We start from the raw sequence: 26,436 nt of genomic DNA on the forward strand, positions 1-26,436 counted from the left end.
TTGTATTTAATTAGTTGCGATTGTCTTACATTTTTTACAAAAACATCCCGGGTCATGAAAACCTATCTGCATAATAAGTTTGTCCCAGAACAGCATACCCCAGAAGTGAAATTTATTTAACTCGGGAATAATAATATATTTATAATCAAATACTGCTGGATACTGCCCTTTTGATGAGATATTACGTATATACTCAAACTCCAAATCAGGTCTTTGTCCTTCTGAGTAAATCTTGTTAATACGCGGTGTTCTATCAGGAAGAAACTGTCCGCATTCTTTAAAAAATAACCCTCTTGTAATTTTCCAAACCACTCTCCAAACACGCTCGCCATTGAATCGTTTTAGTACTTTATTATATGGTAAAATAAGCCCTGACGGCCTTGTTTCAAATTCTTTAAAAACCATTTTGTGAAGACGACTACCTGCGGGACGCTTTCTTCTGCATACAATATCCTTCCAAATTTCGCTTCCTGTATCTGATTCCATTGTTAATGGAGCTATAGAATGAACAAAATAGTCTTCATCTATCTGGTATGGTTCATGACATTTGCGATGAACCGGCAAAGTAAATAAATTTGGGGAATCTTTCTTCCTAACACGGGTCGCATAAAATTGTTTCGGAGGAACGTGGTCTTTATCTACTTTACCCGATAGCATATTACCGCACAAGTAACATATTTCTATTTCTTTTTTAGCCATTGCTATTTTTTTATTTTGTTTGTGCTTTTACTCAACTCTTTCTCAATTTGTTTTATTGTTGGTAGATTCGATTTGAATTTCTTGGGTAAAGAATGTGTTAATTGATATTCAGAAACACCAATTGGCTTATGAATATCGCTTAAAGCATACTCAGCGACCACTTTATCTTTGGTTTTGCAGATAATTATTCCGACAGTCGGTTGGTCGAATTCACTTCTCAACTGGCGGTCTACTGCAGTAATATAAAAATTCAATTTTCCGGCAAACTCCGGTTGAAATACCACAGTTTTTAGTTCTATCACGATATAACAACGCAATTTAATATGATAAAAAAGCAGGTCTATGTAGAATTCACTTTCACCTACACGCAATGGAATTTGCCGTCCTACATAAGAAAAACCGGTTCCTAATTCCAATAGAAACTTTGCAATATGCTCAATAAGAGCATTCTCCATGTCTTTTTCATTGTATTCTTCGGTTAACCTTAAAAAGTCAAAAATATAGGGGTCTTTGAGTGTTTGTTTGGCGAGGTCAGATTGGGGTTTAGGCAGTGTAAGAGAAAAGTTATTAACCGCCTTGCCTTCTCGTTTGAAAAGTCCCCATTCAATCTGGTGAACTAATACAGAGCGGCTCCAATTGTGCGTAATTGTTTTTTGAACATAATAAATTGCTTCTTTTATATTCTTACATTTTGTTATAATTGCGATGTTATGACCCCAAGGTATCTGGGTGATTTGTGCAACGGCTTGTTGCACAAATTGTCCGACAGACTTTTGGATAATTCTGTTTATTGGCAATTGGGCAACAGCCTGTTGCCCAATTAAGCCAACAGGCTGTTGGCTTATCGCATTTCCCCGGCTATAAAACTGATACCATTGCTTGATATATTTAAGATTTCTAAGTGAGAATCCCTTCATATCCGAAAACTCTGCTGTTAAATCCTTGCTAAGCTGAATTAGAAAACCGCCACCCCATTTGGTGTTTGCCTGTTTAGCCACAATATCTGCACCAAGCTCCCAATAAAAGGAGAGCATTTCTGAATTAACTTTTACCGCTGCTTTAATCTGGGCGTTACGGACTTTTGCTTTTAAATCAGCAAGCCAAACTTTGTATTCCTTATCAAATACTAAATTAGATTTCATATCCCAGTCCTTTTAAATTTTTCTTTATTTCTTTTTCAAGTTCTTCGGATTTTTCAAACTGTTCTGAAAGTTCTTTGGTAAGTCGTTTCATTTTTTCATTAAACTTTTCTTTATCTTCTTCCACTTCTTCGGTGCCTACATATCTACCGGGTGTCAAAATATAACCCTGTGATTTTATTTCTTCAAGTGTTGCCGATTTGCAATAACCTTTTTCATCTTTATACTTGCCCGCCGACGTCCCAGTGGCGGGTTTACCTTCTCCCCGCCATGCATGATATGTATCAGCAATTCTATTTATCTCTTCTTCAGTTAATTCCCTGTGCCTGCGGTCTATCATTACGCCCATTTTCCGAGCATCAATGAAAAGAACTTTGCCCCTTCTGTCTTTGAATTTGTGATTTTTCTTATCGCGAGCAATAAACCAAAGACAGGCGGGTATCATTACATTGTAGAAAAGTTGTGATGGCAAAGAAACCATACAATCCACTATGTCTGACTCAAGCATATTTTTTCTTATTTCACCTTCATTTGACTGGTTAGAAGACATAGAACCGTTTGCTAATACAAAGCCTGCAATACCTTTTGGCGATAGATGATAAACAAAATGCTGAACCCATGCGAAGTTGGCATTACCTGTCGGAGGGACACCGTATTTCCATCTCACATCATCTCTTAATTGCTCGCCCTTCCAATCACTGTCATTAAATGGTGGATTGGCTAATATAAAATCTGCTTTTAAATCTTTATGTTCATCTTTTAAGAAACTGCCTTCATTATTCCACATTATATTTGCATCTATACCACGGATTGCTAAGTTCATTTTACAGAGACGCCATGTGGTTTGATTGGATTCCTGTCCATTGATAGCAATATCACCTAATTTACCACCGTGTGCTTTTACAAATTTTTCGCTTTGAACGAACATACCACCGGAACCACAACACGGGTCAAAAATACGACCTTTATATGGCTCCATCATTTCCACAAGTAATTGCACTATGCTCCGCGGAGTATAAAATTGCCCGCCTCGTTTACCTTCCGAATCTGCAAACTGCCCTAAGAAATACTCATAAACTCTACCCAAAATATCTTTACTGCGATTTTCGTAATCTCCTAAACTAATTGTACCTATAAGGTCTATTAGTTCACCAAGACGCTGTTTATCAAGTTTAGGGTCTGCATAATTTTTAGGAAGAACACCCTTAAGGGTTGGATTTTCCTTTTCTATAACATACATTGCGTCATCTATGATTTTACCTATTGTGGGTTGTTTTGCATTTTTCTGTAGGCGTGACCAGCGGGCTTTTTCCGGGACATAAAACACGTTTACGGCTTTATATTCGTCTCTGTCTTCAATTGTCTCATAACGCACTTCGGGTTCTTTTATATATTGATTGCTTTTTGGATTAGAAACTTCTTTTACAAGTATTTGATAATGTTCTTCGAATGCGTCGGAGATATACTTAAGAAAAATCAATCCTAATACAATATGTTTATACTCAGCAGCATCCATATTGTTCCGCAGTTTATCAGCTGCTTTCCACAGTTTTTCCTCAAAACCAAGATTTCCACCATTTGAATTATCTTCTTTTTTCATAATTTATTTTTTATCACACGTATCTGTTTAATCACTCATTTTTTATCCTCTCCACTATAGTGAAAAGAAAAGGTGAGGGTAAGTGGATTTTATTCAATCTTATATGAAAATTATACCCAATTTTTAAGAAAAATCAAGAAACTGTATTGTGTAGGTATTGCAAAATAAAATGTGCAGACAGATAAAGGGTTTGAACTATTTGGCAGGAGATTTTGTTTATTTTACTTGTTAAGTATTTTTACCTTAATTTTGTTTGGAATTTATTTTCAAGTTGTAAAACAATCTTTTTTACAACCACATCCACTTCTTCATCTTTTAATGTCCTGTCTGATAATCTAAATCTTATTCTAAAAGTAAGTGATTTATATCCTTCCTTAATTTGTTTTCCGGTATAAAAATCACATACGCTCACATCAACAGGAATATTAGACGCTTTTTCTTTTATAGCATTACATATTTCTACTGCAGGATACTGTTGAGATACTTCAATTGAAATATCCCTTTCTATAAACGGATATTTGGGAATATGTACGTATTTCCTCTCAAAACCGGCAGAACAAATAAGCTTATCTAAATCCAACTCAAAAACATATAAACAATCATTTTTAATATCTTGTTTTTTTATTACTTCAACATTGAGCAATCCAAAACTTCCGACATTATTGTTTTCTATTAAAATATCTGCTGACTGATTTTGCTGAAACATTTCTTTGTCAGATTTTTTATACTCCCATGACTTAACCCCAATTTCCCTGAATAGTCTCTCAATAAAACCTTTTAAAAAATAAAAATCTACTGCAACAGCTTTTTCTTTCCACCAGTCATATTCCGAACCTAAAATACATCCTGAAAAAAATGTTTTTTCTTCCTCCCCAAAAACCTTTCCAATCTCAAATATTCTTATATCTTTATTACCTCTATTAATATTTCTTACCACAGTTTTTACCAGTCTTGGGATAAGCGATATTGACAAAAACGGTTCTTCTAAAGATATAGGATTGGCAACTTTTCTTGCGCCTTCTGCCAACGTAAAAACAGCAAAGTCATCTTTAGATATAAAATTATAATTAATCGTTTCATAAAATCCCACTGACACTGCAGTATTTCTTACTTTATCTATAACCTTTTCTGATTTATTTAAAACAATATCTGTTCTGAATGTTATTTTATCGCTTGTTTTTATTTTATCATAACCAAAAATACGAACGATTTCTTCTATTAAATCAAAATCTGTTTTGACATCGTTCCTGTGAGAAGGAACGGTTACAGAAAGTAAATAGGGGACAGGAAGCCCGCCACTAAACATTGGCGAGGCAGGCAAGAAGCAAGAAAAACCAAGGCGGGATAGAATATCCCTTATTGCATCAATTGAAATATCTATGCCTAATATTTTATTTACCCTGTCGGCATCAAGTTCTATTTTAATTAATTCTTTTTTATTTGAATATTTGTCAATCATACCGCCGGAAATTTCGCCGCTGCAATTTTTTTTAATCATTTCCGATGCTATCATTCCTATATTTGAAATATTTTCCATATCGACCCCTCTTATAAATCTATAAGACGAATCTGTGGAAATTCCAAGTTTTTTTGAGGTTTTGCGTATAGAAATAGGATTAAAACATGCTACTTCTAAAAATACATTTTTAGTATTTTCAGAAACGGCTGTAGGCTCACCACCGATTACACCTGCAATAGCAATAGGGTCTTTTTCATCGGCAATCACAAGCATTTCTTCATCAAGACTATATTCCTTATTATCAAGTGCTAAAATCTTCTCATCCTTTTTAGCATTTCTGATAACAATTTTTCCCTTTATTTTTTCAATATCAAATGCATGCAGCGGTTGTCCATATTCAAATAGAATATAATTTGTAATATCAACAACATTATTTATTGTTCTTAAACCACAACCTTCTATACGGTCAATAAGCCATTGCGGAGATTTTCCTACTTTTATATTTTTTATAATAAATCCAACATATCGAGGACAATCTTTCGTATTTTCTACAACTACGGGAAAAATATTCTCTACTTTAATATCATAATCCCCTATCTCTTTCTTTAATTTTTTATTTAGTATTGCGGAAATCTCCCTTGCAATTCCAAAAACCGATAAACAATCACCCCTGTTTATTGTAACTTCAGTTTCAACATAAGAATCCTTATTCAGATATTCATTAATCGGGACACCAAGATTTACATCCGGAGGCAGAAGCAAAATCCCGGATGAATCATTACCAATTTTAAGTTCAGATTCTGAACAAAGCATACCTTCTGATTCAACCCCGCGAAGCACAGCTTTTTTTATTTCACCTGCTGGCAACTTTGCCCCAATTTTTGCCAGCGGTACAATATCATCAACTTTCATATTTTTAGCACCGCAAACAATTTTGTAATTCTTCTGACCGTCGGTAACACTGCATATTGAAAGCTTATCTGCATTAGGATGTTTTTCTATTGATAAGATTTTTACAACAACAACATTTCTATCAATTGAAACACATTTAACAGGTTTAGTTTCAATCCCTGACATTGTAAGAAGGGAAGATAATTTTTCGGCATCAATATCAACATCAATAAAATCCGACAGCCATTTTAATGAAATTATCATAATAGTATTATACAAAATTACTTAATATTTTCAATAAAAAAAATTCGCTTAATCCCATTTAAGCGAATTTCTATATTATTATCCGTTATTTTGTTTTTTAACAAAAGATATTTATTATCTTGGTATACTTGCTAACTGGTGTTTGACTTCAGTTATTATCCTGGCAACAAAACTTCCTATAAGCGGCATATCTACCATTTTATGTAATATAAGAATTATTAACGTTACAACAATAGCACCAATAATAGTCATGCCAAGAAGCAACCCTACTCCTCTAGCAACACCTATCAAAAAGTTAGCCCATATAAGCTTCCATGGTTTTTTTACAAAATCAAGTATATCCCTGAATTCACATGTAACCATGTTTTTCACCTGTTTTGAAATGTGCTCATATTGTTGGTCTGTATCTTCTTCTTTATCCGGCATATACTCTCCTTAATTCAAATTCCAACAATCTGAATTACCTTATGTCTGGATTTTTCACCTCTTTTAATAAAAATACTGTTTTTTCTAACATTAAAACTTTCAGATAAAAATTCTATCAACTTTTTATTTGCTTTTCCCTCAACTGCAGGTGCAGTTATGTAAATCTTATATTTATCTCCTTCTTTTTTTATCTCGTTCTTTTTAGCATTAGGAATAATTTTTATCTCTAAAATCATTTCTTCTCCAACTTTTTTACCATTTTAAGAAGTGCTTTATTAACTGGAACCTCTACTTTAATCTTATTAGCAATATCTACTACCGCACCATTTAAATAATCAATTTCTGTTTTATGACTAGCAACAACATCCGCAAGCATTGAATTTATATTTCGGGAAGTTGAACTGCATACTTTTTCAATCTTTTCTGAAATTTTTGAAAATAATATTTTAATTCCCAGCACTTTCGCTACTTTCATAACCTCTTTCCCTGATTCTACCGCTACCTCTTTGTAATTTTTATTTTTAGCTATCTCTCCGTTTTTAACACCTGTAACAGCAGCAACAGGGTTTATTGCACAATTCAAAATAAGTTTTGACCATATTACCGAATCAATACTCTTACTTAGACTTGTTTTTATACCGCAATGATTAAAAATATTGCAGATCCTCTTTGATAGTATATTATCATTTTTATCAATTATTGTATCACCTTTCCCCGTATGAATAACTTCTCCATATTTAACAAATATTGCTGATTCTAAAGTCACCCCTCGTATTATTCTGTTTTTAGTGATATATTTTGAAATATTCTCATAATTTCTTAAACCATTCTGAAGGGTTAATACAACTGTGTTTTTACCCATCATTTTTCTTATTGATGGAATTACTGAACTTGTATCATAAGATTTTACAAAAATTATTATTAAATCCTGGGAACTTACAGAATCGGGCAGCGAAGTAATCCGCACTTTTGCGGGTGATATGAAGAATTTAGATAGTCCTGTAATTTTTATTCCTTTTTTTTTAAGGATTATTTCTTTTTTTTTATCTCTTGCTAAAACCGTGACATTATTTCCGCCTTTTGCCAAAAATCCCGCAAAAAGTGTCCCCATTGCACCGGCACCGACAATTACAATATTCATTTTTTATATTGAGTTATATATTTTTCTATAGACCTGTCATATGTCTTCTCCAAATCTTTAGAAAAGAAACAGCCCGGCAATTCGCTGTTTTTTAAGTGATATGCCACGCATTCGCAGCACTTTCCTCTCCTTGAACAGGAATTGTACGTGCATTTACATTCTTTCAGATTTCTATCTACATTACAATTAGGCATTTCCAAATCCAATTTTTCGGTCTAATTCACTTGAAACTTTTATCGTTCCAAATTTATCTTCATATTTTTTAATATTTTCGGAAAGCGCCTGCAAAAATCTCTTGGCATGTACCGGACTTGAAATTATCCTGGCCCTGACTTTTGCTTTAGGCTGCTGTGGTTGTACATAAGTGAAATCAAAAACGAATTCCATATCGTTATGTGTAATAAGCGCAAGATTAGAATATAATCCTTGAGCTGTTGCATCATCTATCTCAATCTGTATCTGGACCTGTTTTTGAACATTTTCTTCCGGCATACTCTTTACCTCCTTTATGTTGGGACCCCACTTCGTATAAATATGTTTCCCTTTTTTATATTTTTTTAGTTCTGACATAAAATTCAGCCGGTCTCTTGCTCCTCAATCCAAAATAAAACTCAATATATTCAACAGTTCTTAAAGCAGCAAACCCATCACCATACGGATTTACACTTTTGGCAATTTTTTCATAATATTTTTTATTAATAATAAGCTTTGAAACTTCATTAAATATTTTATGTTCATCAGGTCCTACAATCTTTACGGTACCCGATTTAACTGCTTCAGGTCTTTCTGTCACATATCTTGTTACAAGTACGGGCTTACCCAAAGCAGGCGCTTCCTCCTGTAACCCCCCTGAATCCGTTAAAACCAGATATGATATCCTTAAAAGATTTGTAAAATCAAGATAGTTGAGCGGTTCAATAAGGTATACATTTTTTATCTTATTTAATAACTTATAAACCACTGCTTTTATATTCGGATTAGGATGTACAGGATAAATAATACTATAAGTAGGAAATCTATACGAAATCCGTTTTATTGCTTTACAAATATTTTCAATGGGTTTACCGAAATTCTCACGGCGATGTGCGGTAACTAGTATTAGTTTAGAGTTTAAAGTTGAGAGTTGAGAATTAAACAATTCTTTTAATATTTGATTTTGAAATTTATGCTTCTTTTTCAAAATCATATATAGCGCATCTATAACCGTATTTCCGGTTATAAAAATATTTTTTGTATTTATGTTTTCTTTAACAAGTGCTCTTTTAGCAGTTAAAGTAGGACAGAAATGTATATCACAGACTGCATCTGTTAACCGGCGATTAACCTCTTCCGGATAAGGGTTGAATTTATCATACGAACGAAGACCTGATTCAACATGCCCGATAGGAATTTTTCTATAAAAAGAAGATATCGTGGATGCAAAAGTAGTTGTTGTATCACCATGAACAAGAATTAAATCCGGTTTTTCTGATATAAGAATTGGTTCTAAACGGTTAAGCACAGTAGAAGTTATATGAAAAAGCGTTTGATTATCTGTCATTATATTCAAGTCATAATCAGGTTCTATTTCAAATGTTCTTAAAATATCGTCTAAAAGATACCTGTGCTGGGCAGTCACACATACCTTAACTTTAAATCTTTTAGAATTGGCTTTCAGCTGTTTTACAACAGGTGCCATTTTTACGGCTTCAGGTCTTGTTCCGAATATACACAATATTTTTTTCATAATATTAACACTCACTTTTGTCTATATGTTTTAAAATATATCTTAGCAATTCTAATATCATCTTCAATTCTTTTAACAAGTTTTTCAACAGTAGGGAACTTTTCGTCATTTCTTATTTTTGAGATTAATTCTATAGTCAACTTCTTATTATAAAGTTTGTCTGAAAAGTTAATTATATATATTTCTATAGTCTTTTTATGCAATCCGAATGTAGGTCTTTTGCCTATGTATGCTATTGCCTGGTATTTTCTCTTGCCTACTTTGACATTGGCTATAAAAATTCCTTCAGGCAACATTTTATTATTATTCACTTTTAAATTTGCTGTAGGAAACCCGAGTTTTGCTCCTAAACCCCAGCCTTTAATAACATTACCCTCGAAATCATACCTTCTTCTTAGTAAATTATTTACACGCTCAATTTCCCCTGAAATCAACAATTCTTTTATGTTTGTAGATGAAATTATTTTGCTTTCATACTTTACCGGTTTTACCACAAGCGTGTGAACCGCTTGTGGTTTTACTCCCATCGTATTTTCATAAAATTGTTTTATTGTATTTATATTACCTTCTTTATTTTTACCAAATCTAAAGTTATATCCAACTACAATAGCGGAATAATTTTTAAGGTATTTCTTTAAAAAACCGACAGGTGAAAGGTTTTTAACTTTTTGAAAATAAATAATCTTTACTGTTTTTATACCAATGGATTTTATAAGTTTTATTTTTTCCTTTAAGGTGGAAAGATTTCCATAATTATTTTTTGGAATATTATCAAAAGTTAATACAACGCTTCTTAGTTTTTTATTTTTAGCATATTCAACCACTGTTTTTAACATTCTTTGATGTCCTAAATGAACACCATCAAACATCCCTATAGTAACTATTTCTTTTTCCATAAAACAGCTCTCTCTTTGCTTGAAAATACGAACTTATTACTAATATTAGCGTGATATTCGCGATATTTCTATTATTCGCATTTATTCGCGCGTATTAGCTTAAAAATAGGATACTATAAACTATTTAAACTAATTGCTTCGTCAATTGAGTATTTCCCGATACCTTCTCTTATTAGCTGACTGACAACGGCACAAGTCTTAAGTCTTTCCCCAATATCTTCAGCTAATTTTCTTATATAAGTTCCTTTTGAACAAGTAACATTCATTACAATTTCTTCTTCATTAAAATTCAAAAGCTTGATTTTGTAAATCTGAATCATCCTTGGTTTTATTTTTATATTTATTCCCGCTCTTGCATATTCATAAAGTTTCTTACCCTTATATTTTATCGCAGAATAGATATGAGGCACTTGTTTTATTTTACCTTCATATTTTTTTAAAACTGCTGATATTTTCTTCCTATCCAACACAGGCACGCGACATTTTTTTATTACCACACCTGCCAAATCCCCGGTATCTGTCTTAATACCCAACCTCATCTTTACAAAATATTTCTTTTTCATCTCCATAAACTTGTTTGATTCTTTTGTAGCTTCATTAATTAAAACAATTAGCAATCCGGAGGCAAGCGGGTCAAGGGTTCCTGCATGTCCTATCTTCTTAGGATGAAGTTTTCTTTTAATTATCCTTATAACATCATATGACGTAATTCCTGACGGCTTATTTATTAAAAGAACATTTTCCATTTAGTTATTCCAATTATGCAGTTTATTACAAGCGGTTTACTCGCTAATGATTTAATTCACTTTCAACATAACCAATAACAATGTCTATAACTTTATCCAAATTACCATTAATCGTACAACCGGAAGCATTTTTATGACCGCCACCACCGAACTTATTGGAAATTTTATTAACATCTATTTCCTTTGCAGAGCGAAAACTTACTTTTACTAAATTTTGTTTATGCATTTCTTTAAAAAGTAACCATACTTGAACATTCGGAATCATTCCGGCATAATTAATAATTTCTTCCGTATCTTCAATTGTAGTTTTTGTTTTATTTAAATCATCTTCCGTAATCGTTGTATATGCAATTCTGTTTGACCTACTCATTTTTATCTTAGTTAAGACAATGCCTAATAGATGAAGAGCATTAAGCGTTTTTGTTCCATAAATATGTTTATTAATTATATTAGTTTCAACACCGTATTTTAAAAGTTCAGAAGTTATAATATGTGATTGAGATGTAGTATTGGCATGCCTGAAATTATAAGTATCCGTAACTATTCCGGTATAAAGTAAAGTTGCCTCTTCTTTTGTTAAAGACATTTTTAAATATTTAAAAACATAATAAATCATTTCAGAAACTGATGAAGAAGTTGAGTCGAACCAGTTAATATCCGCCCACTCCTGTTGAAACAAGTGATGATCGATATTTATCGCTGTTTTTATATTTTTTTTTACATCTATCATATTGCCAAAACGGGAAATTTCCGAACACTCCAAAAACACACCTACATCGAATTTTTTATCAACTTTTTGAGTAACTACTATTTTTTCCGAATAGGGCAGAAACTTCAGAAAAGACGGGGTCGGATCATAATTGTATAAAAAAACGTCTTTTTTTAAACGTTTTAAAATCGAATACATAACAAGTGCAGCACCGATAGTATCGCCATCCGGTTTTTGGTGACCTGTTATAAAAAAACTTTTATTTTTTGGATTTTTTAGAACTTTTTTTATATCGGCGAGGTTTTTTAAAAACTGTTTCGGTACGTTCAAGATTTTCCTCCTCAATTTGATTCAAAAGCTCAAAAACACGCGATGCACGGGCAGGTGTGTTGTCATACTCAAATCTGATTACCGGGGTATATTTTATATGAAGGTCTTGTCCTATTTGCTTATTAATATACGCTCTGTAATTTTCAAGAACTATAGCTGTTCTTTTTCTTTCATCTTCATTTCCTAAAACACTGTAGGAAACCGTGGCATTCCTTAAATCAGGGGTTACTTTTACTTCAGTTATTGTAGTAAAACCCATCTTATCGCGCAAATCCCTAATTATAACTTCAGAGATCCTTGCTTTTAATATTTCAGAGATTCTTGCACATCTTAATTCATTCATATTTCTTACCATCCTTATAAATCAATTTATATTTAACATCAAACAAACATTATGTATGACTTTCAGCCCGTTATCAAAACAGAATTTCAATGCGGCTTCATTTTCCGCGCCCGGCTGCATCCATACATATTTTATATTTTTTCCTTTACAATCCTTGACTATTTGTTCGGTAACTTTCGGCGGAGTTACTATGTCTACAGCATCAATAGGATACGAAATATCATTTATAGTAGGATAACATTTAATATTTTCCACTTCCGACAAAGCCGGATTTACAGGAAAAGCATTGTAACCTTTTTCTATAAGTTTTAAAAATATCTTATATGCTATCTTGTCTTTTGAACAAAAAGAACCAATAACTGCGATGTTTTTCTGTTCCAAATATTCTTTAATTATATTTTCCATTAATAATTTTCTGATAATACTTCATAATAGCTTTGTGGATGTTTGCAGGCCGGACATTCCTTCGGCGATTCTTTGCCTTCATAAATATAACCGCAGTTGCGGCAGTGCCATTTTACGATTTTATCCTTTTTAAATAAACTATTCCCTTGCAGCTGTTTAGCAAGAATTCGATATCTTTCCTCATGAAATTTTTCCACTTTAGCTATCTGATTAAATGATTCAGCAATATTATTAAATCCCTCAGCTTTTGCTGTCTTTTCAAAATCCGAATAAATAGTTGTCCATTCCATATTTTCACCTACAGCGGCATGAAGTAAATTTTCCTCTGTTGATTTGATAATACCCGCGGGATAACTCGCTGTAATCTCCACATCGCCACCTGATAGATATTTAAAAAATATCTTAGCGTGTTCTTTTTCATTTTCTGCTGTTTCAATAAAAAGAGATGAAATTTGTTCGTAACCTTCTTTTTTTGCAGCAGATGCAAAATAAGTATACCTATTTCTTGCCTGCGATTCACCTGCAAATGCCTTCAAAAGATTTTTTTCTGTTTTACTTCCTTTTAATTCCATTCTTATTCTCCTTTAAAATATCTTTAACTTTATCCCATCTTTCTGCTCCGATACACTCTCTTGCAGACTTGCACCATTCGATACAAGACGGGATTTTATCTTTAAAAACAAACTTTTTGCATTTTGGACACTTGACCCGAAACTCATCAGAAAATATTTCAACTTCCTGAGCACAATAAGAACATTTATATATTCCTACTTTTAGATTTCTTGTCGATTGACCGGGACACTTTTCAAACATAGCCTTTTAATTACTTTTTTATTTTACTATCTCTGTAAAACTTGTACAATAACGGTTCATCAGAAGCGACAACATCACCATTAATAACATCCGCAACAATTATCATATGTGTGCCACAATCAATAAACATCTCTGATATAACTTTACATTCCATCCAGGCAAGAATATCGTCTAAAATAGGTGCTTTTACAGTAGAGAGGTTATATTTAACATTTTCAAATTTATTAATATCGCGCCCGGATTTAAGCCCAAAAAGAGAAACCAATTCTAACTGGCTCTGTTTTAATATATTTATCACAAAAACACCGCTTTCTTTAATAAGTTCATAAGTATAATTTTTCTTATTTATTCCAATGGCTACCCGTAAAGGCACTGACGTTATCTGAAAAACAGTGTTGCCTATTTGACCATTTATGCGACCGTCGCTACTTACTGATGTTATCACATAAAGCCCATAAGATATTTTATTTACTGCTTCGATTATTTTTTTTCTATTTTGTTCCATATTTATAAATTCATCCAGCTCCATGTTTTACTCTCTTCTTCCTGAAACCAATCGCCAGTTTTTGTTAAATAAAAATAAACATTGCTCAATGAATCCAAATGTTCTTTCTCTTGTTTCATTAATTGTCCGAAAAAATCTTTTTCTAAATCATTTTTAGCGTTCTCGCGAAAATTAGCATATGCACTGTAACCCTTTTTTTCCATTTCCATTGCAATATCATAACCGAAAACATTTTCAGAATCTTTTTTTAAATCTATGTTTTTTGCCCGAATAAAATATTCCTTAATTTCTTTTTCAATAGAAAAAACACTTTTCGACATATCTAATTCAGAATTATTATTTACTTTTATTTGTTCATATATCTCTTCCACATCTTTAGCATGATTAACTTCTTGTGATGCCAACGAATAAAAAAGCTGTTTAGATAGTATATTTTTAGTTTTTTTAGCAATCTTAAGATAAAGTATTGTTCCTTTTATTTCGAAATCAAGTGCAAATTCCAAAGATTTAATTTTTCCCATAATACCTCCATATGCCTTAAAATTGTTTAAGAAAATCCAGTTCATTCTCATAGAAAAGACGCATGTCATCAATACCATATTTCAACATGGCGATACGTTCAATACCCATGCCAAAAGCATAACCTGAATATTTCTTAGCATCATAACCCACGAATTCAAAAACCTTAGGATTCACCATTCCGCAACCCAGCAACTCAAGCCAACCGCTCTGTTTACAAACACTGCAACCTTTACCTTTACAAATCAAACATTGTATATCCACTTCAGCAGATGGTTCTGTGAAAGGAAAATAACTTGGTCTAAATCGTGATAATACATCAACTCCAAACATCCTTTTGACGAAAATTTCAAGCAGCGTTTTTAAATCAGCAAAAGTAATATCCTCATCAACAGCAAGACCCTCAACCTGATGAAATGTAAATGAATGTGAAGCATCAACAGCCTCGTGTCTATAAACCTTACCAGGTGCTATTATTCTTACAGGCGGCTTCTGTTTTTCCATCACATGTATCTGAACCGGTGAAGTATGTGTTCTTAAAAGCAAATCGTCTTTCCCTTCTATATAAAAAGTGTCCTGCATATCTCTCGATGGATGATCTTTTGGAATATTTAAAGCTGTAAAATTATAATAATCAGTTTCAATTTCAGGTCCCGTTGCAACTTTAAAACCAAGGCTTAAAAAAATATTTTTCACTTCGGACATTATCTGTGTGATAGGATGAATTTTACCTATTATAAAAGGTTTCCCCGGAAGCGTAACATCAATTAAATCTTCCGAGTTGTTAGTTGTTGTTTTCTTTTTATTTATTTCAACTATACGTTCTTCAATTATATCGCTTAATTTTTGCTTTAAGATATTCAGTTTCTTACCAAAAGTTTTTTTGTCTTCTAAAGATAATTTTGAAAGATTAGACAATTCTTCAGTAACTATACCTTTCCTGCCCAAATACTTAATCCGGATTTTTTCTATCTCTTCTATTGTTTGAGATTTAGATATCTCTTCGAGTGCTTCTTTTTCAATGTCTTTCATATTCCTACCAGCTTATCAAGATGTTTTTTTGCCGTTTTATGGTCCGGCTTTATTTCAAGGGTTTTTTCAAACATTTTCTTTGCACCATCAATATCATTCTTAGCTTCCTTGACAATCCCCATGTTAAAATATGCATCCGCACTTTTAGGATTTATTTTTATAACCTTTTCAAATTCCGAAATTGCCTCATCATATTTTTCACTCAAAAAATAAAACTTGCCCATCTCAATCAAATCAATTTCATTTTTTGAATCAATTTCTAAACTTGAATCTTTATCTTTCATATCTTTTTCACCCTATCGATATCAGTATAAGTCCCAATAATAACTATTGTATCACCATCCTGTAAAATATCTGATGCAGAAGGAGCAATAATCAATTCCTCTTTGAAATCGGTATCACCATCATCTTTTACATATGGTATTTTCCTTTTTATTCCTATAATATGTAATTTATACTTAGCTCTGATATCCAAATCTTTAATCGTTTTATTAATAAATTCTTTAGGAACTATTATTTCAGCTAAATTATATTCAGGTGAAAGTTCTATCTCTTCTATAATATTGGGTGATATCAGCATTTCAGCAAGTTTTATTCCCATATCTCTTTCCGGAAAAACAATTCTATCAGCACCAATCTTTTGGAGTACTCTTGAATGCAGCGGGTCAAGTCCTTTTACTATAATATGTTTTATGCCTAATTTTTTCAATATTAAGGTAGTCATAATACTTGCTTCACGATTATCCCCTGTAGCAACAACCACTGTCTCGCAATCATGTAATCCTAATTCTTTCATCGTTTTCTCATCAGTAGAATCTGCAACAATTGATTGTGTTACAAATGTAGAAATATCTTGTACTTTCTGCTCGTTTGTATCAATAGCTAATACTTGGACTCCTTTATCAGAAAGTTCCTTTGCAACTGCCACACCGAAAGTTCCAAGCCCGATCACTGCTACTTGTTTCATAATTAAGAACAGTTATTTAGTGACTTTATAACTATTCACTTTTTCACTGCCCCCTAACCGACAGCAATTTTATCTTCTGCGTAATAATATTTTTTATTACTGTTTTCTTCCATAACTGCAACCGCAATTGTTAAAGGACCTAATCGACCGACAAACATAGCAATTATTATTAAAAACTTGCCCAATGGAGTAAAAAATGATGAAAAAGAAAGTGGAGTTCTTAATGCTGCGGATAATCCACATGTAGCAAAAGCAGAAACTACTTCAAAAAGTGTCCTTAAAAAGTCCTTACCTTCAGTAACAAGTAAAGTAAAAGTTATGCCTAAAACAAAAATGAAAGATAGTAATGTCAAAATAAAAGATTTTTGAACAATTTCCGAAGAAATGGACCGTTTGAATAAAGAAACATTCTTCCTGTTCTTAAAGGTCGCCCTTATGGCTGCAAAAAGAGTAGCAAAAGTAGTTGTTTTTATTCCGCCGCCTGTACCCGATGGTGAAGCACCTATGAACATAAGTCCGATAATCAATAATAAAACCGGTGCATTAAGAACTGATATATCAACAGTATTAAAACCTGCTGTTCGCGGGGTTATAGCCTGAAAATAAGCAGCTAAAATTTTACCTTTAAGTGACAATGCTCCAATTGTCATAGGATTTTTATATTCAAGCCAAAAAATTAAAACAGTAGATGATATTATGAGAAAAATTGTTGTAACTAATACTATTTTTGTATGTAAAAGAAGTCTTTTTGTCCTTTTGTAAGAATGTAAATCACTTATTACTATATAACCAATTCCGCCTATAATAATAAGAATGGTTATCCCTAAATTTACCGGTACTGAATCAACATATTTCATAAGATTGGTTTCAAATGTTGAAAAACCGGCATTACAAAAAGCTGAAACTGAATGAAAAATAGAATGCCCTGAACCGGCTAAAAAACCATACTCCGGAATCCATTTTAAAGATAGAATTAAAGCACCTATAAACTCAAAAAACAACGTAATTTTTACAACATAAACAATAAATTTTCTTATTTCAGTAAATGAAAATGTTTGTATGCCTTCCACAAACGCCAATCTATCTTTAAGAGATATTTGTTTCCCAATCATTATAACAAAAAGAGTAGCTAGAGTCATATAACCTAACCCGCCAATCTGAATAAGTAATGCAATTACTATCTTCCCGAATAAAGACCAGTGTACTGCCGTATTAACAACAATCAACCCGGTAACACAAACAGCAGATGTTGTAGTAAACAAAGCATCTATAAAGCTAGTAAACAAACCTGATGCTGAAGAGATAGGTAAAGATAAAATAACACTTCCTGTAAAAATAACCGCAGCAAAACCAATTACTAGAATTTGTTGTGGTGAAAATTTCATCTTAGATTAAGCAGCCGGTAACGATTGCGATTTTGCAACATTAGCAAGTTGAGCAAAATCATCTGGCGAGGAAACAGCAATTTCTGCTAACATTTTCCGGTTTAGCAATATGCCTGCTTTTTTTATTCCGCTTATAAACTTACTGTACGTCAAACCATTGATGCGGGCAGCCGCATTAAGCGTCATAATCCATTGGCTTTTTTTATCTCGTTTTTTTTGTTTCCTGCCAACATAAGAATGAACCAATGCTTTATCTACCCGTTCAGAAGCATGAATATAAACATTCTTGTTTGATAACCGAAAACCCTTGGATTTCTTAAATAATCTCTTTTTTCTTCTTCTTGTAACAATACCGCCTTTAATTCGCATGATAAATTCAGTGATTAAGCAATTAAGTGATTAAGCGTTTAAGTAAAAACTAAACTACTTATCTGCTTATCTGCTTTTTATCCCCGCCTCCTTTATAGATAAGGTAGAATAGTCCTTATCATTTTCGTATCCGTCTTATTAAGTACACCAGATTTCCTTAAACTACGCATTTTGCTGGATGATTTATCTGTCAGAAGATGACGGGCAAATGCTTTTTTCCTTTTAATCTTTCCGGTCGATGAAATAAAAAATCTTTTTTTTGCGCCACTATGTGATTTTAACTTTGGCATTTTTCTCTCCTATAATAGAAACCCTGCAGACCCCTACTCAGTAACTATAAAAAACTAAACAGCCACTGAGACTCTAACTTGTGTAATCCAATTTTTAATCTATTGAATTACAATCCTTGTGCTTTTTCAACTAAAAACTATTTATAATTTGTCGGTATTTGCTATTCGTGTTTGGTTTTTGGTGAAAGAATTACATTTATAGAATTTCCTATTAAACGAGGCGAAGCATCAGGTGCACCATATTCACTAACTTCTGCAAGCAACCGGTTAATTATCTCTCCACCTATTGAGATATGCTCTCTTTCTCTGCCAAAAAACTGCATTAATACCTTCACCTTATTTTTCTCTTCAAGAAACTTTTGAATGTGCCGTATTTTAACTACTAAGTCATGTTCTCCAATTTTAGGCCTTATCTTTATTTCTTTCATTACACCTGTTTTATGCACCACTTTATTTTTCTTTTCCTGAATATACCTAAACTTTTTATAATCAATAACCTTACAAACCGGCGGAACCGCCTGTGGGGCTATTTCAACAAGGTCCAATCCTGCTTCTCTTGCCAGATGCAATGCTTCCTGTATAGGCTTTATTCCAAGCTGAGATCCATCTTCACTGACAAGCCTAACATTCTGTGCCCTAATCTGACCATTAATCCTTAAAAAACTTTTTGCGATTTTACACCACCCCCTATATAAAAAAGATAGCCCAGTGGCTATCTTAAATTCGGTGCTTTGCACCACCTTTTCTCCACTGGATTAAGGTGACTCATAAAACAAATGAGTTCTTATATTGCAATTATACAATTAAAAGTTTATTTGTCAAGCCCAATTGTGTTTTTTATTTTTTCAACAATTTTTTAGATTCGTTAAGTTTCTGTTGAGCATCTTTATAAGAAGGAGCTACTTTAAGAACATTCTTAAATTCAGCAATAGCAAGTTCATATTCTTCATTGTTAAAGTATATTACCCCTCTTTGATAAATTTCGTTCAACATTACTGCCATTTTTTTCTCTGAAGGTTCAGATGATTCACTACCAAACAACCGATAATAAAGTGCAATGTTACAAACAAATTCTACACCGTCAACTTTTACATCGTCAGAATTAAGGGCAATAAATGTCGGTGAAAAATCCAATGCAAGCGATAATTCTTCTGTAATAAAATACTCACTTCCAACAAACAATGCACCTTCATATCCTGTACCTTTGATATCCAAAGTGTCAAACCCTATATACCCGCCTTCAAGTCCTATGAATAACCTTAATTTATCAGCAGAATAAAAATTGTAATACAATCTTCCTGCATAAACATTTATTCCGTCACTTGTAGCAAACCTTCCTTCACCAACAAGTTTTGAGAAATCATATTTCAATCCAATATAAGGCCAACCAAGTCCGATACTAACCTCACCAGCATTAAGGACAGTGAGAAAACAAGAGAGTAAGAGGGTAAAAACAAAAAACCTATTAAAAAACAAGTGAGCAAAACTACGAATTTGAGACCGTTTTGAAAATTGATACATGTTCTTATATCCTGTTATTGAGCATTCTATCTAACGTTTCAGACTATATGAAGTCGGCGTAAACCTATTTGGGTGAATGCATTGAGCCATAATCATTAACCCCTAATTATTCTTATGTGAATTATACGGACTTGGATATACATTTACATTACTTAAATTATCTCCATGAATTATTTTATATTTTCTTGTATAGCTTTTTTATATGCATAGAATGCTGGTGTTTCTTTAAAATCTGTTGTATGTAGATTTCTTCCATAAAAGAGAACATATCCATCAAAATTATTTTTTTGTGCAAAATATATTGTAGCTTTTATGTAATCTTCTGCTAAACTATCTAAATACTGTCCAGCATTATCCCAAGTTTCTCCAATCCAAAGTTTTTTATTATTTCTGTTAGGAAGAATTTTTGACTCAATCCAATCTTTATATCCACTAAGCACATAAGGATTCAAACCAATAACATCTATGCTTTCCACTAATGATAACTTTTGAAATAATACGGTTGGATCATTACTGCATATAGAATTTATTACAATACATTGTGGTAAAAGTTGCTTTACTCTTTTGGATAAAACAGAAATAACATTTATCCATTCATCTACCGAAGGACTACCACTTACACGCGTTCCAGTCCATCCATAAGGTTCATTAGCTACTATAACATACTCTGGCATATAACGAGGGATTAATGCTTCAATTTCTTGCAGGCATATATCCTTATAGTTTTCAAGGGTTGTTGGAGTATCCCATTCCTTAAGCCCACGTATATCAAGACAAAATTTCTTATTATTTTTCCTTATTTGCTCAACCGCAGTATCAGTTTTATTAATTATCTCAGTATTATTATCTTTAAACCAAGTGTAAAAAACATCCAATCTAATTATATCAACCCCTGTATTACTTCCCATATCTATTTCGTTTCTTATATATTCTAATGTAACAGCAGAATCTTTTATATTATCGTAACTTGGTGGATCAAACTGAACTGCAAATTTCATCGGATGATAATTGCCAGGTGCATATTTTTCTATAAATGCTTTATACTCTGATGTAAGGTATTTTGCGCGTAACGTTCTTTCTAAAGGAATAATATTAATTCTTTTTTCTTTTACTTGTAAATAATCATTGTATAAAATATTTGCATCTGCGTCTGAAAGAGGTATACTCATACTAACAAGAGCATTTGTGGATATGTTTATAGCACTATCTACTTCTGCTTCTTTAAGATGAAGGTTGCTTACATCTTCAGAAGAGAATTTATTTTCTAATCCTAACAATAAAGTGATAGGATATACCCATTTTACCCTAACCCAGTAACTTAACACGCTGTTTTTATCAAAATCAACCCATAAGCGTAATTGTTCTTTTGATAATGAGAGAAACAAATCATTTATAGTAGTGTTTATATAATGTTGGTCGTAATCATTTGTTGTCCATAATATACCGATCGTTATTACATTCACGCTCCGTTGTGCAGTTCCGCCTTTACCATCCGAAACAATACACGAAACAATATAAGTACTTGAAGATGCTGGTGCAATCCAGTTAACGGATGAACCGCTACCAGAGATCGTTCCACTGGTGCAACTCCAAGTATACGTTAATTTATCCCCGTCAGGGTCAGAGGCAGTGCAGGTAATGGTAGTTACTGCAACTATATAAACATTTGTAGAATTTACAACAAGTGAAGATATTACCGGTGAGTGATTAGCAGATTTCTCTTCCTTTACTTTTTTCAGTTCTTTTACTTTAGTTTTAACTGCTGATGTTATTCCCAAATTAGTTTTTGCTACCATACATGTCGTAGGGAAAAAAACTAAAATACCTAAAACCAACAAAACCATTTTTACATTAAAACTCTTACCCATTTTGTTCCCTCCTTTAAAATCACACTTTTTTAGTGACCTTTGTATGTTTAATTTTATTTTACTAAAAACATAAAACTTGTAAAGCGAAAAAGGGCAATGTGTAAAAAGTCACAATTTGAGGTTCACCGAAAAAAAGCAAAGTTTTTTTAGAAATACTGATGGAAAGAAGCTATAACAGGGTTATCAAGATTTTGTAGGTTGAAAAGCAGTCTTCACAAATTGAGGTTCACTTAAAAACTTAGACTTAATCAAAAATGTAATATAAATTGATTAATTATTTGGTTAAAAAATTGGGGAGGAATTAAATATAAGACTGAGGGCTCTTATTATTTTGTTTTTTGACTTTTTAATTTCTCCTGATCTTTCTTCATTTGCTGTACTGTTGCTTTTGCGTCAAGGTAAACATCTTTACCTGATAATTTATATGCTATCATAAATTCATTTTCAGCATTATCAAGTTCCCCCGTAACTTCATAATATACTCCCAAATTATTATATACTTTGGGATATATTTTTTTAAGCGATGGGTCATTTAATATTTCCATCCAAATATTTTTTGCGTCCTCCCACATACCTCTTTTAACCAGATCATATGACTGCTTCATCTTCTTATGTCCGCTATTCTCAACATATCTCAATTCAGATACATAATAAGGCGCAATCTGTTGAATAAGGTAATCTAAAACCTTATTTGCAGCAAGTAATAACATCTTCTCAGAATCAGGAAGATTTGAAGTAGCTTCATCTTTTGCTTTCTCTTCAGAACTTCTAAAATCCTTATTAATAGCCTTTTCGGCAATTGATTCGAGACTGAAATATTCCTTCAACTTTTCAGGCTTGTATTCCACCCTTTCCGGCTCTGATACAATCTTCTCAGATTTGGATATTGTATGTAAAACCTTACCTGTTTCAGCACTGACTATTTTTAAAATAATATCAACCTTAGCTTCCCGTTGAACAACATAATAATTTTTCTTTACCTTTGTTTTAGTTTTTTTATCTTCGTATTCTTCTTCTTTTGCTCCCCCAACATCATTAAAAGAATAATCAATAACATTACCTGATATGAACATATCAACCTTTAATTGTTTACCAAGTTTTATTATTTCTTCTGAATCAGATAAGTCTATCTTTTGCTCTTTTGTTGTTTTAGAAGGTTGTTCCTTTTCAATAATTTCATAAGATTTATTATCTAAAAGTTTTTTGACAAATAAACCAGTAACCACTTCGCTTTTTTTACCTTCAAAATCAAGAACGGATATTCTTTTTATTCCGGCAAGATAGTTCGTCTCAGCCGGCTTTAAATATTTTATATTAATTTTTCCCGTTCCACAACCAACAATTAAAATTGGAAGTGTGAAAAATAAAAAATAACTAATTATCTTTTTTCTCATATGATGGCAAGAATTATTTATTTGCTACCGGATTTTTTTCTTTTTTTAATATCACCAATTACTTTAATACGGGCAGTAGCGCGTTGAATTGCCGCCTGGATTTGAATTGAATCAATATTAGGTTCTTTTAATTTCTCTTTTGCTCTCATCTTTGAGAGGTTCGCTCTTTCTATATCTATCTCTTCTGCTGATTCTGCTGTTTCACATAAAACAACAACATTCTTCGGGTGAATTTCAACAAACCCGCCGGAAATAGCAAGCAACTCTAAATCATCACCATTTTTTATTCTTATCTCACCGGGTGTAAGTAATGATAAATAATCTATATGTCCCGGCAAAACCCCTAATTCACCGTTATATGCCGGTACAACAACGCTTTCCACGTTGTTGCTATAAGCTACTTTATCGGGTGTTATTATTTCAAGTAAAAATGTCTTCATATAAATACCACGGAACCGACACGGAACTAATACACGGAACTTTTAGCGTTCTTTTCCGCATCCTACTGTTAATCGCGAAGCGAGGAAGAAATTTTCGCAGAGCATAGATTTGCGACTACGCTCTCAAGAGCAAATCTCAGAGCGAGTTGGTGCCGAGCGACTCAAGAAAATTTACTTCTGAGCGTTTACTTCGTCTATTGTCCCAACCATATAAAAAGCTTGTTCGGAAATTGCGTCGTGTTTTCCTTCTATAATTTCTTTAAATCCTCTTATTGTTTCCTTCAGCGAAACATATTTCCCCTCTCTACCTGTAAATTCTTCTGCAACAAAAAACGGCTGGGATAAAAATTTCTGGATTTTTCTGGCACGGGATACAACAATCTTATCATCATCAGAAAGCTCGTCCACACCCAAAATTGCTATTATATCCTGTAAATCCTTATATCTCTGTAAAACCTTTTGAACACCTCTGGCAACCGAGTAATGCTCTTCTCCTAAAATCTTTGGGTCAAGTATTTTTGAAGAAGAATCTAACGGGTCGACTGCAGGATAAATACCCAACTCAACTATTTGTCGAGATAGAACTGTCGTAGCATCAAGATGTGAGAATGTAGCAGCAACACCGGGGTCCGTTAAATCATCTGCAGGCACATACACTGCCTGCACAGATGTAATAGAACCGTTTTTAGTTGATGTTATTCTTTCCTGAAGCGCAGCCATCTCAGTCTGCAATGTGGGCTGATACCCGACAGCAGAAGGCATTCTGCCTAAAAGCGCTGAAACTTCACTGCCCGCTAAAACATACCTGAATATATTATCTATAAACAAAAGAACATCCTGTCCTTCGACATCCCTAAAATATTCGGCTTGTGTCAATGCGGATAGTGCTACACGAAATCTTGCACCGGGCGGTTCGTTCATTTGACCAAAAACCAAAACAGCTTTATCAATAACTTTAGAACGTTTCATTTCAATCCAAAGGTCATTACCCTCGCGGCTTCTTTCACCGACACCGCCAAATACGGATACACCATTATGGTGAATTGCGACATTATGTATAAGTTCCATGATAACTACCGTTTTACCTACACCCGCCCCGCCGAAAAGTCCGATTTTACCGCCTTTCTGATATGGACATAAAAGGTCGATTACTTTTATTCCGGTTTCAAATATTTCAGGTGTAGTTTTTTGTTGAGTAAGTAAAGGTGCAGGAGCGTGTATTTCTTTGTAAATTTCCGATTTAATCTCGCCTTTATGGTCAATCGGTTTCCCGAATAAATCCATAACCCGTCCAAGACAAGCTTGTCCTACCGGTACTTTTATATGTTCACCTGTACTAATTGCCTCCATTCCTCTTGCAAGACCATCCGTAGGTGAAAGCGAGATACATCTTACTGTGTCGTCACCTATGTGGGCAGCAACTTCCAAAACAGCATCTTTAATTTTAATTTCGCTGTAAATTTTAGGAAGCCTACCTTTTGGAAATTCGCAATCTATAACCGGACCAATTACCTGAACAACCTTACCTTTATCCATAATTTATACCTTATGATGATTTTTTAACACCTATTACATTGATTAAAACATATCCCTATTAACTAAAATCTGTGTAATCTATTTTTTAATCTGCGTAATCAGACACTCTTACGCTTCACTCGCATTTACTATTTCCGTCAATTCTTTGGTTATCTGTTGCTGGCGAAGTTTATTTAAATAAAGTGATAGACCATCTATAAGTTCTGATGCATTTTTGGTTGCATTTTCCATAGAATTTCTTCTTGCTGCTATTTCCGAAGTATACGCATTAATGAGAATCCTAAAAAACTCTGATTTTACATATCTACTGAAAAGTTTATCTAAAATAATCTCTTTTGACGGTTCATATATATAATCATATTTTAGTTCATCTACAGGTACTTTTTCTATAGGAAGTATCTGTTTTATAACAATCTGTTGAGAAAACAGCGATTTATATTCCGCATATATTACATTAAACCTTAAAAGTTTATTAAAAAAAAATAACTTTGTAATTTCATCTGAAATGATTTCCGCTTGATTGGAAGAAAAATTTTTAAATACATCAAAATAATCATGATTTATTTTTAGCCCGTTCCTCCTGAAGAATTCCCTGCCTTTTTTTCCTATAACGGAAATATCCAATTCAGTTTGTGGTTTTGATTTTATAAATTCAAAAGTTTTTTTTATTATATTGGTATTATACGAACCACAAAGTCCTTTTTCTGATGTTATTACAAGAAGCCCTTCGTTATTTGTTATGCCGGCTTCTAAAAACGGATGTGACTTCCCTGTTTTCTTAAGCAAATCAAATAGCAACTGTTGGATTTTTTGTGAGTAAGATTTTGTTGAATTTATTTGTTGTTGTAATTTCTGAAACCTTGCGGCAGAAATCATCTGCATCGCCCTGGTTGTTTTCTGTATTGATTTAGTTGATTTTATCTTTTTTCTTATTTCCCTTAAAGTCGCCATAATAAAAAATTACTTCTGCTGTCATTGCGAGAGCCAATTTATTGGCTCGTGGCAATCCTGTCTTAGACGGAC

At 33.0% G+C, this 26,436-nt stretch carries 32 protein-coding genes; all 32 read right to left on the reverse strand.

From position 1 onward, the window contains the following. Window positions 1-6: 6 nt before the first annotated feature. Window positions 7-699: a hypothetical protein gene (locus PHE88_00250; protein ID MDD5686249.1), complete on the reverse strand. Its 693-nt coding sequence runs from the start codon at window positions 697-699 to the stop codon at window positions 7-9. A 2-nt stretch (window positions 700-701) separates the two neighbouring features. Continuing rightward, window positions 702-1,841: a PDDEXK nuclease domain-containing protein gene (locus PHE88_00255; protein ID MDD5686250.1), complete on the reverse strand. Its 1,140-nt coding sequence runs from the start codon at window positions 1,839-1,841 to the stop codon at window positions 702-704. Further along, window positions 1,831-3,438 (reverse strand): class I SAM-dependent DNA methyltransferase, encoded by a 1,608-nt coding sequence (locus PHE88_00260; protein ID MDD5686251.1) that lies wholly within the window; start codon window positions 3,436-3,438, stop codon window positions 1,831-1,833. Before PHE88_00260 ends, PHE88_00255 begins: the two co-directional genes overlap by 11 nt. Before the next feature lie 238 nt (window positions 3,439-3,676). Next, a complete protein-coding gene (gene pheT, locus PHE88_00265; protein MDD5686252.1) occupies window positions 3,677-6,052 on the reverse strand; it encodes a phenylalanine--tRNA ligase subunit beta in 2,376 nt (791 codons plus the stop codon). Between the two features lie 114 nt (window positions 6,053-6,166). Further along, complete coding sequence (locus PHE88_00270; GenBank protein ID MDD5686253.1) at window positions 6,167-6,478, reverse strand: DUF5665 domain-containing protein; 312 nt, start codon at window positions 6,476-6,478, stop codon at window positions 6,167-6,169. 14 nt (window positions 6,479-6,492) lie between these two features. Further along, window positions 6,493-6,714 carry a DUF167 domain-containing protein gene (locus PHE88_00275; GenBank protein ID MDD5686254.1) on the reverse strand — a complete coding sequence of 74 codons (222 nt, stop codon included), beginning with the start codon at window positions 6,712-6,714 and terminating at the stop codon, window positions 6,493-6,495. Continuing rightward, window positions 6,711-7,619: a 2-dehydropantoate 2-reductase gene (locus PHE88_00280; protein MDD5686255.1), complete on the reverse strand. Its 909-nt coding sequence runs from the start codon at window positions 7,617-7,619 to the stop codon at window positions 6,711-6,713. The genes PHE88_00275 and PHE88_00280 overlap by 4 nt, the downstream gene beginning before the upstream one ends. Beyond that, window positions 7,616-7,813: a DUF6485 family protein gene (locus tag PHE88_00285; GenBank protein MDD5686256.1), complete on the reverse strand. Its 198-nt coding sequence runs from the start codon at window positions 7,811-7,813 to the stop codon at window positions 7,616-7,618. The genes PHE88_00280 and PHE88_00285 overlap by 4 nt, the downstream gene beginning before the upstream one ends. Continuing rightward, window positions 7,806-8,111: a DUF3467 domain-containing protein gene (locus PHE88_00290; protein ID MDD5686257.1), complete on the reverse strand. Its 306-nt coding sequence runs from the start codon at window positions 8,109-8,111 to the stop codon at window positions 7,806-7,808. Before PHE88_00290 ends, PHE88_00285 begins: the two co-directional genes overlap by 8 nt. A gap of 55 nt (window positions 8,112-8,166) precedes the next feature. Further along, the gene (gene wecB, locus PHE88_00295) at window positions 8,167-9,345 is read right to left on the reverse strand and encodes a UDP-N-acetylglucosamine 2-epimerase (non-hydrolyzing) (GenBank protein ID MDD5686258.1); all 1,179 of its coding nucleotides are present in this window, start codon (window positions 9,343-9,345) and stop codon (window positions 8,167-8,169) included. A gap of 11 nt (window positions 9,346-9,356) precedes the next feature. Next, a complete protein-coding gene (locus PHE88_00300) occupies window positions 9,357-10,241 on the reverse strand; it encodes a bifunctional riboflavin kinase/FAD synthetase (GenBank protein ID MDD5686259.1) in 885 nt (294 codons plus the stop codon). Window positions 10,242-10,354: 113 nt separating this feature from the next. Continuing rightward, the gene (gene truB / locus PHE88_00305; protein ID MDD5686260.1) at window positions 10,355-10,987 is read right to left on the reverse strand and encodes a tRNA pseudouridine(55) synthase TruB; all 633 of its coding nucleotides are present in this window, start codon (window positions 10,985-10,987) and stop codon (window positions 10,355-10,357) included. 43 nt (window positions 10,988-11,030) lie between these two features. Further along, on the reverse strand, window positions 11,031-12,026 hold the full coding sequence (locus PHE88_00310; GenBank protein ID MDD5686261.1) for a bifunctional oligoribonuclease/PAP phosphatase NrnA: 996 nt from the start codon (window positions 12,024-12,026) through the stop codon (window positions 11,031-11,033). Beyond that, a complete protein-coding gene (rbfA, locus tag PHE88_00315; GenBank protein ID MDD5686262.1) occupies window positions 11,956-12,369 on the reverse strand; it encodes a 30S ribosome-binding factor RbfA in 414 nt (137 codons plus the stop codon). Before rbfA ends, PHE88_00310 begins: the two co-directional genes overlap by 71 nt. A 21-nt stretch (window positions 12,370-12,390) precedes the next feature. Then, window positions 12,391-12,774 (reverse strand): CoA-binding protein, encoded by a 384-nt coding sequence (locus PHE88_00320; GenBank protein ID MDD5686263.1) that lies wholly within the window; start codon window positions 12,772-12,774, stop codon window positions 12,391-12,393. Continuing rightward, window positions 12,774-13,352, reverse strand: coding sequence for a rubrerythrin family protein (locus PHE88_00325; protein MDD5686264.1), 579 nt, complete (start codon window positions 13,350-13,352; stop codon window positions 12,774-12,776). Before PHE88_00325 ends, PHE88_00320 begins: the two co-directional genes overlap by 1 nt. After that, the gene (locus PHE88_00330) at window positions 13,327-13,587 is read right to left on the reverse strand and encodes a phosphohydrolase (protein ID MDD5686265.1); all 261 of its coding nucleotides are present in this window, start codon (window positions 13,585-13,587) and stop codon (window positions 13,327-13,329) included. The genes PHE88_00325 and PHE88_00330 overlap by 26 nt, the downstream gene beginning before the upstream one ends. Before the next feature lie 10 nt (window positions 13,588-13,597). Next, on the reverse strand, window positions 13,598-14,092 hold the full coding sequence (locus PHE88_00335) for a flavin reductase family protein (protein MDD5686266.1): 495 nt from the start codon (window positions 14,090-14,092) through the stop codon (window positions 13,598-13,600). Window positions 14,093-14,094: 2 nt separating this feature from the next. After that, the gene (locus PHE88_00340) at window positions 14,095-14,613 is read right to left on the reverse strand and encodes a ferritin family protein (GenBank protein MDD5686267.1); all 519 of its coding nucleotides are present in this window, start codon (window positions 14,611-14,613) and stop codon (window positions 14,095-14,097) included. Between the two features lie 16 nt (window positions 14,614-14,629). Beyond that, a complete protein-coding gene (gene pheS / locus PHE88_00345; GenBank protein MDD5686268.1) occupies window positions 14,630-15,643 on the reverse strand; it encodes a phenylalanine--tRNA ligase subunit alpha in 1,014 nt (337 codons plus the stop codon). After that, window positions 15,640-15,927, reverse strand: a complete 288-nt coding sequence (locus PHE88_00350; GenBank protein MDD5686269.1) for a tetratricopeptide repeat protein — start codon at window positions 15,925-15,927, stop codon at window positions 15,640-15,642. The genes pheS and PHE88_00350 overlap by 4 nt, the downstream gene beginning before the upstream one ends. Next, complete coding sequence (locus PHE88_00355; protein ID MDD5686270.1) at window positions 15,924-16,610, reverse strand: TrkA family potassium uptake protein; 687 nt, start codon at window positions 16,608-16,610, stop codon at window positions 15,924-15,926. The genes PHE88_00350 and PHE88_00355 overlap by 4 nt, the downstream gene beginning before the upstream one ends. A 53-nt stretch (window positions 16,611-16,663) precedes the next feature. Further along, window positions 16,664-17,995 carry a TrkH family potassium uptake protein gene (locus PHE88_00360; protein MDD5686271.1) on the reverse strand — a complete coding sequence of 444 codons (1,332 nt, stop codon included), beginning with the start codon at window positions 17,993-17,995 and terminating at the stop codon, window positions 16,664-16,666. Window positions 17,996-18,001: 6 nt separating this feature from the next. Then, window positions 18,002-18,367 (reverse strand): 50S ribosomal protein L20, encoded by a 366-nt coding sequence (gene rplT / locus PHE88_00365; protein ID MDD5686272.1) that lies wholly within the window; start codon window positions 18,365-18,367, stop codon window positions 18,002-18,004. Window positions 18,368-18,456: 89 nt separating this feature from the next. Next, a complete protein-coding gene (gene rpmI, locus PHE88_00370; GenBank protein MDD5686273.1) occupies window positions 18,457-18,654 on the reverse strand; it encodes a 50S ribosomal protein L35 in 198 nt (65 codons plus the stop codon). 161 nt (window positions 18,655-18,815) lie between these two features. After that, complete coding sequence (gene infC, locus PHE88_00375) at window positions 18,816-19,394, reverse strand: translation initiation factor IF-3 (GenBank protein ID MDD5686274.1); 579 nt, start codon at window positions 19,392-19,394, stop codon at window positions 18,816-18,818. A 97-nt stretch (window positions 19,395-19,491) separates the two neighbouring features. Then, a complete protein-coding gene (locus tag PHE88_00380) occupies window positions 19,492-20,175 on the reverse strand; it encodes a hypothetical protein (GenBank protein ID MDD5686275.1) in 684 nt (227 codons plus the stop codon). Window positions 20,176-20,345: 170 nt separating this feature from the next. After that, window positions 20,346-22,043 (reverse strand): hypothetical protein, encoded by a 1,698-nt coding sequence (locus tag PHE88_00385; GenBank protein MDD5686276.1) that lies wholly within the window; start codon window positions 22,041-22,043, stop codon window positions 20,346-20,348. A 326-nt stretch (window positions 22,044-22,369) separates the two neighbouring features. Then, on the reverse strand, window positions 22,370-23,437 hold the full coding sequence (locus PHE88_00390) for a DUF6340 family protein (GenBank protein ID MDD5686277.1): 1,068 nt from the start codon (window positions 23,435-23,437) through the stop codon (window positions 22,370-22,372). Window positions 23,438-23,454: 17 nt separating this feature from the next. Beyond that, window positions 23,455-23,877, reverse strand: a complete 423-nt coding sequence (locus PHE88_00395; protein MDD5686278.1) for a F0F1 ATP synthase subunit epsilon — start codon at window positions 23,875-23,877, stop codon at window positions 23,455-23,457. A 171-nt stretch (window positions 23,878-24,048) separates the two neighbouring features. After that, complete coding sequence (atpD, locus tag PHE88_00400) at window positions 24,049-25,413, reverse strand: F0F1 ATP synthase subunit beta (protein ID MDD5686279.1); 1,365 nt, start codon at window positions 25,411-25,413, stop codon at window positions 24,049-24,051. A gap of 108 nt (window positions 25,414-25,521) precedes the next feature. Further along, window positions 25,522-26,364, reverse strand: a complete 843-nt coding sequence (gene atpG, locus PHE88_00405; protein MDD5686280.1) for an ATP synthase F1 subunit gamma — start codon at window positions 26,362-26,364, stop codon at window positions 25,522-25,524. Window positions 26,365-26,436: the final 72 nt, after the last annotated feature.

The organism is Elusimicrobiota bacterium (assembly GCA_028718185.1).
Lineage (GTDB): Bacteria > Elusimicrobiota > UBA8919 > UBA8919 > UBA8919 > JAQUMH01.

Coding starts and splice junctions, on each gene's coding strand:
- PHE88_00250 (MDD5686249.1), bottom strand. CDS start 699: ATGGCTAAAAAAGAAATAGAAATATGTTACTTGTGCGGTAATATGCTA.
- PHE88_00255 (MDD5686250.1), bottom strand. CDS start 1,841: ATGAAATCTAATTTAGTATTTGATAAGGAATACAAAGTTTGGCTTGCT.
- PHE88_00260 (MDD5686251.1), bottom strand. CDS start 3,438: ATGAAAAAAGAAGATAATTCAAATGGTGGAAATCTTGGTTTTGAGGAA.
- pheT (MDD5686252.1), bottom strand. CDS start 6,052: ATGATAATTTCATTAAAATGGCTGTCGGATTTTATTGATGTTGATATT.
- PHE88_00270 (MDD5686253.1), bottom strand. CDS start 6,478: ATGCCGGATAAAGAAGAAGATACAGACCAACAATATGAGCACATTTCA.
- PHE88_00275 (MDD5686254.1), bottom strand. CDS start 6,714: ATGATTTTAGAGATAAAAATTATTCCTAATGCTAAAAAGAACGAGATA.
- PHE88_00280 (MDD5686255.1), bottom strand. CDS start 7,619: ATGAATATTGTAATTGTCGGTGCCGGTGCAATGGGGACACTTTTTGCG.
- PHE88_00285 (MDD5686256.1), bottom strand. CDS start 7,813: ATGCCTAATTGTAATGTAGATAGAAATCTGAAAGAATGTAAATGCACG.
- PHE88_00290 (MDD5686257.1), bottom strand. CDS start 8,111: ATGCCGGAAGAAAATGTTCAAAAACAGGTCCAGATACAGATTGAGATA.
- wecB (MDD5686258.1), bottom strand. CDS start 9,345: ATGAAAAAAATATTGTGTATATTCGGAACAAGACCTGAAGCCGTAAAA.
- PHE88_00300 (MDD5686259.1), bottom strand. CDS start 10,241: ATGGAAAAAGAAATAGTTACTATAGGGATGTTTGATGGTGTTCATTTA.
- truB (MDD5686260.1), bottom strand. CDS start 10,987: ATGGAAAATGTTCTTTTAATAAATAAGCCGTCAGGAATTACGTCATAT.
- rbfA (MDD5686262.1), bottom strand. CDS start 12,369: ATGAATGAATTAAGATGTGCAAGAATCTCTGAAATATTAAAAGCAAGG.
- PHE88_00320 (MDD5686263.1), bottom strand. CDS start 12,774: ATGGAAAATATAATTAAAGAATATTTGGAACAGAAAAACATCGCAGTT.
- PHE88_00330 (MDD5686265.1), bottom strand. CDS start 13,587: ATGTTTGAAAAGTGTCCCGGTCAATCGACAAGAAATCTAAAAGTAGGA.
- PHE88_00335 (MDD5686266.1), bottom strand. CDS start 14,092: ATGGAACAAAATAGAAAAAAAATAATCGAAGCAGTAAATAAAATATCT.
- PHE88_00340 (MDD5686267.1), bottom strand. CDS start 14,613: ATGGGAAAAATTAAATCTTTGGAATTTGCACTTGATTTCGAAATAAAA.
- pheS (MDD5686268.1), bottom strand. CDS start 15,643: ATGAAAGACATTGAAAAAGAAGCACTCGAAGAGATATCTAAATCTCAA.
- PHE88_00350 (MDD5686269.1), bottom strand. CDS start 15,927: ATGAAAGATAAAGATTCAAGTTTAGAAATTGATTCAAAAAATGAAATT.
- PHE88_00355 (MDD5686270.1), bottom strand. CDS start 16,610: ATGAAACAAGTAGCAGTGATCGGGCTTGGAACTTTCGGTGTGGCAGTT.
- PHE88_00360 (MDD5686271.1), bottom strand. CDS start 17,995: ATGAAATTTTCACCACAACAAATTCTAGTAATTGGTTTTGCTGCGGTT.
- rpmI (MDD5686273.1), bottom strand. CDS start 18,654: ATGCCAAAGTTAAAATCACATAGTGGCGCAAAAAAAAGATTTTTTATT.
- PHE88_00380 (MDD5686275.1), bottom strand. CDS start 20,175: ATGTATCAATTTTCAAAACGGTCTCAAATTCGTAGTTTTGCTCACTTG.
- PHE88_00385 (MDD5686276.1), bottom strand. CDS start 22,043: ATGGGTAAGAGTTTTAATGTAAAAATGGTTTTGTTGGTTTTAGGTATT.
- PHE88_00390 (MDD5686277.1), bottom strand. CDS start 23,437: ATGAGAAAAAAGATAATTAGTTATTTTTTATTTTTCACACTTCCAATT.
- PHE88_00395 (MDD5686278.1), bottom strand. CDS start 23,877: ATGAAGACATTTTTACTTGAAATAATAACACCCGATAAAGTAGCTTAT.
- atpD (MDD5686279.1), bottom strand. CDS start 25,413: ATGGATAAAGGTAAGGTTGTTCAGGTAATTGGTCCGGTTATAGATTGC.
- atpG (MDD5686280.1), bottom strand. CDS start 26,364: ATGGCGACTTTAAGGGAAATAAGAAAAAAGATAAAATCAACTAAATCA.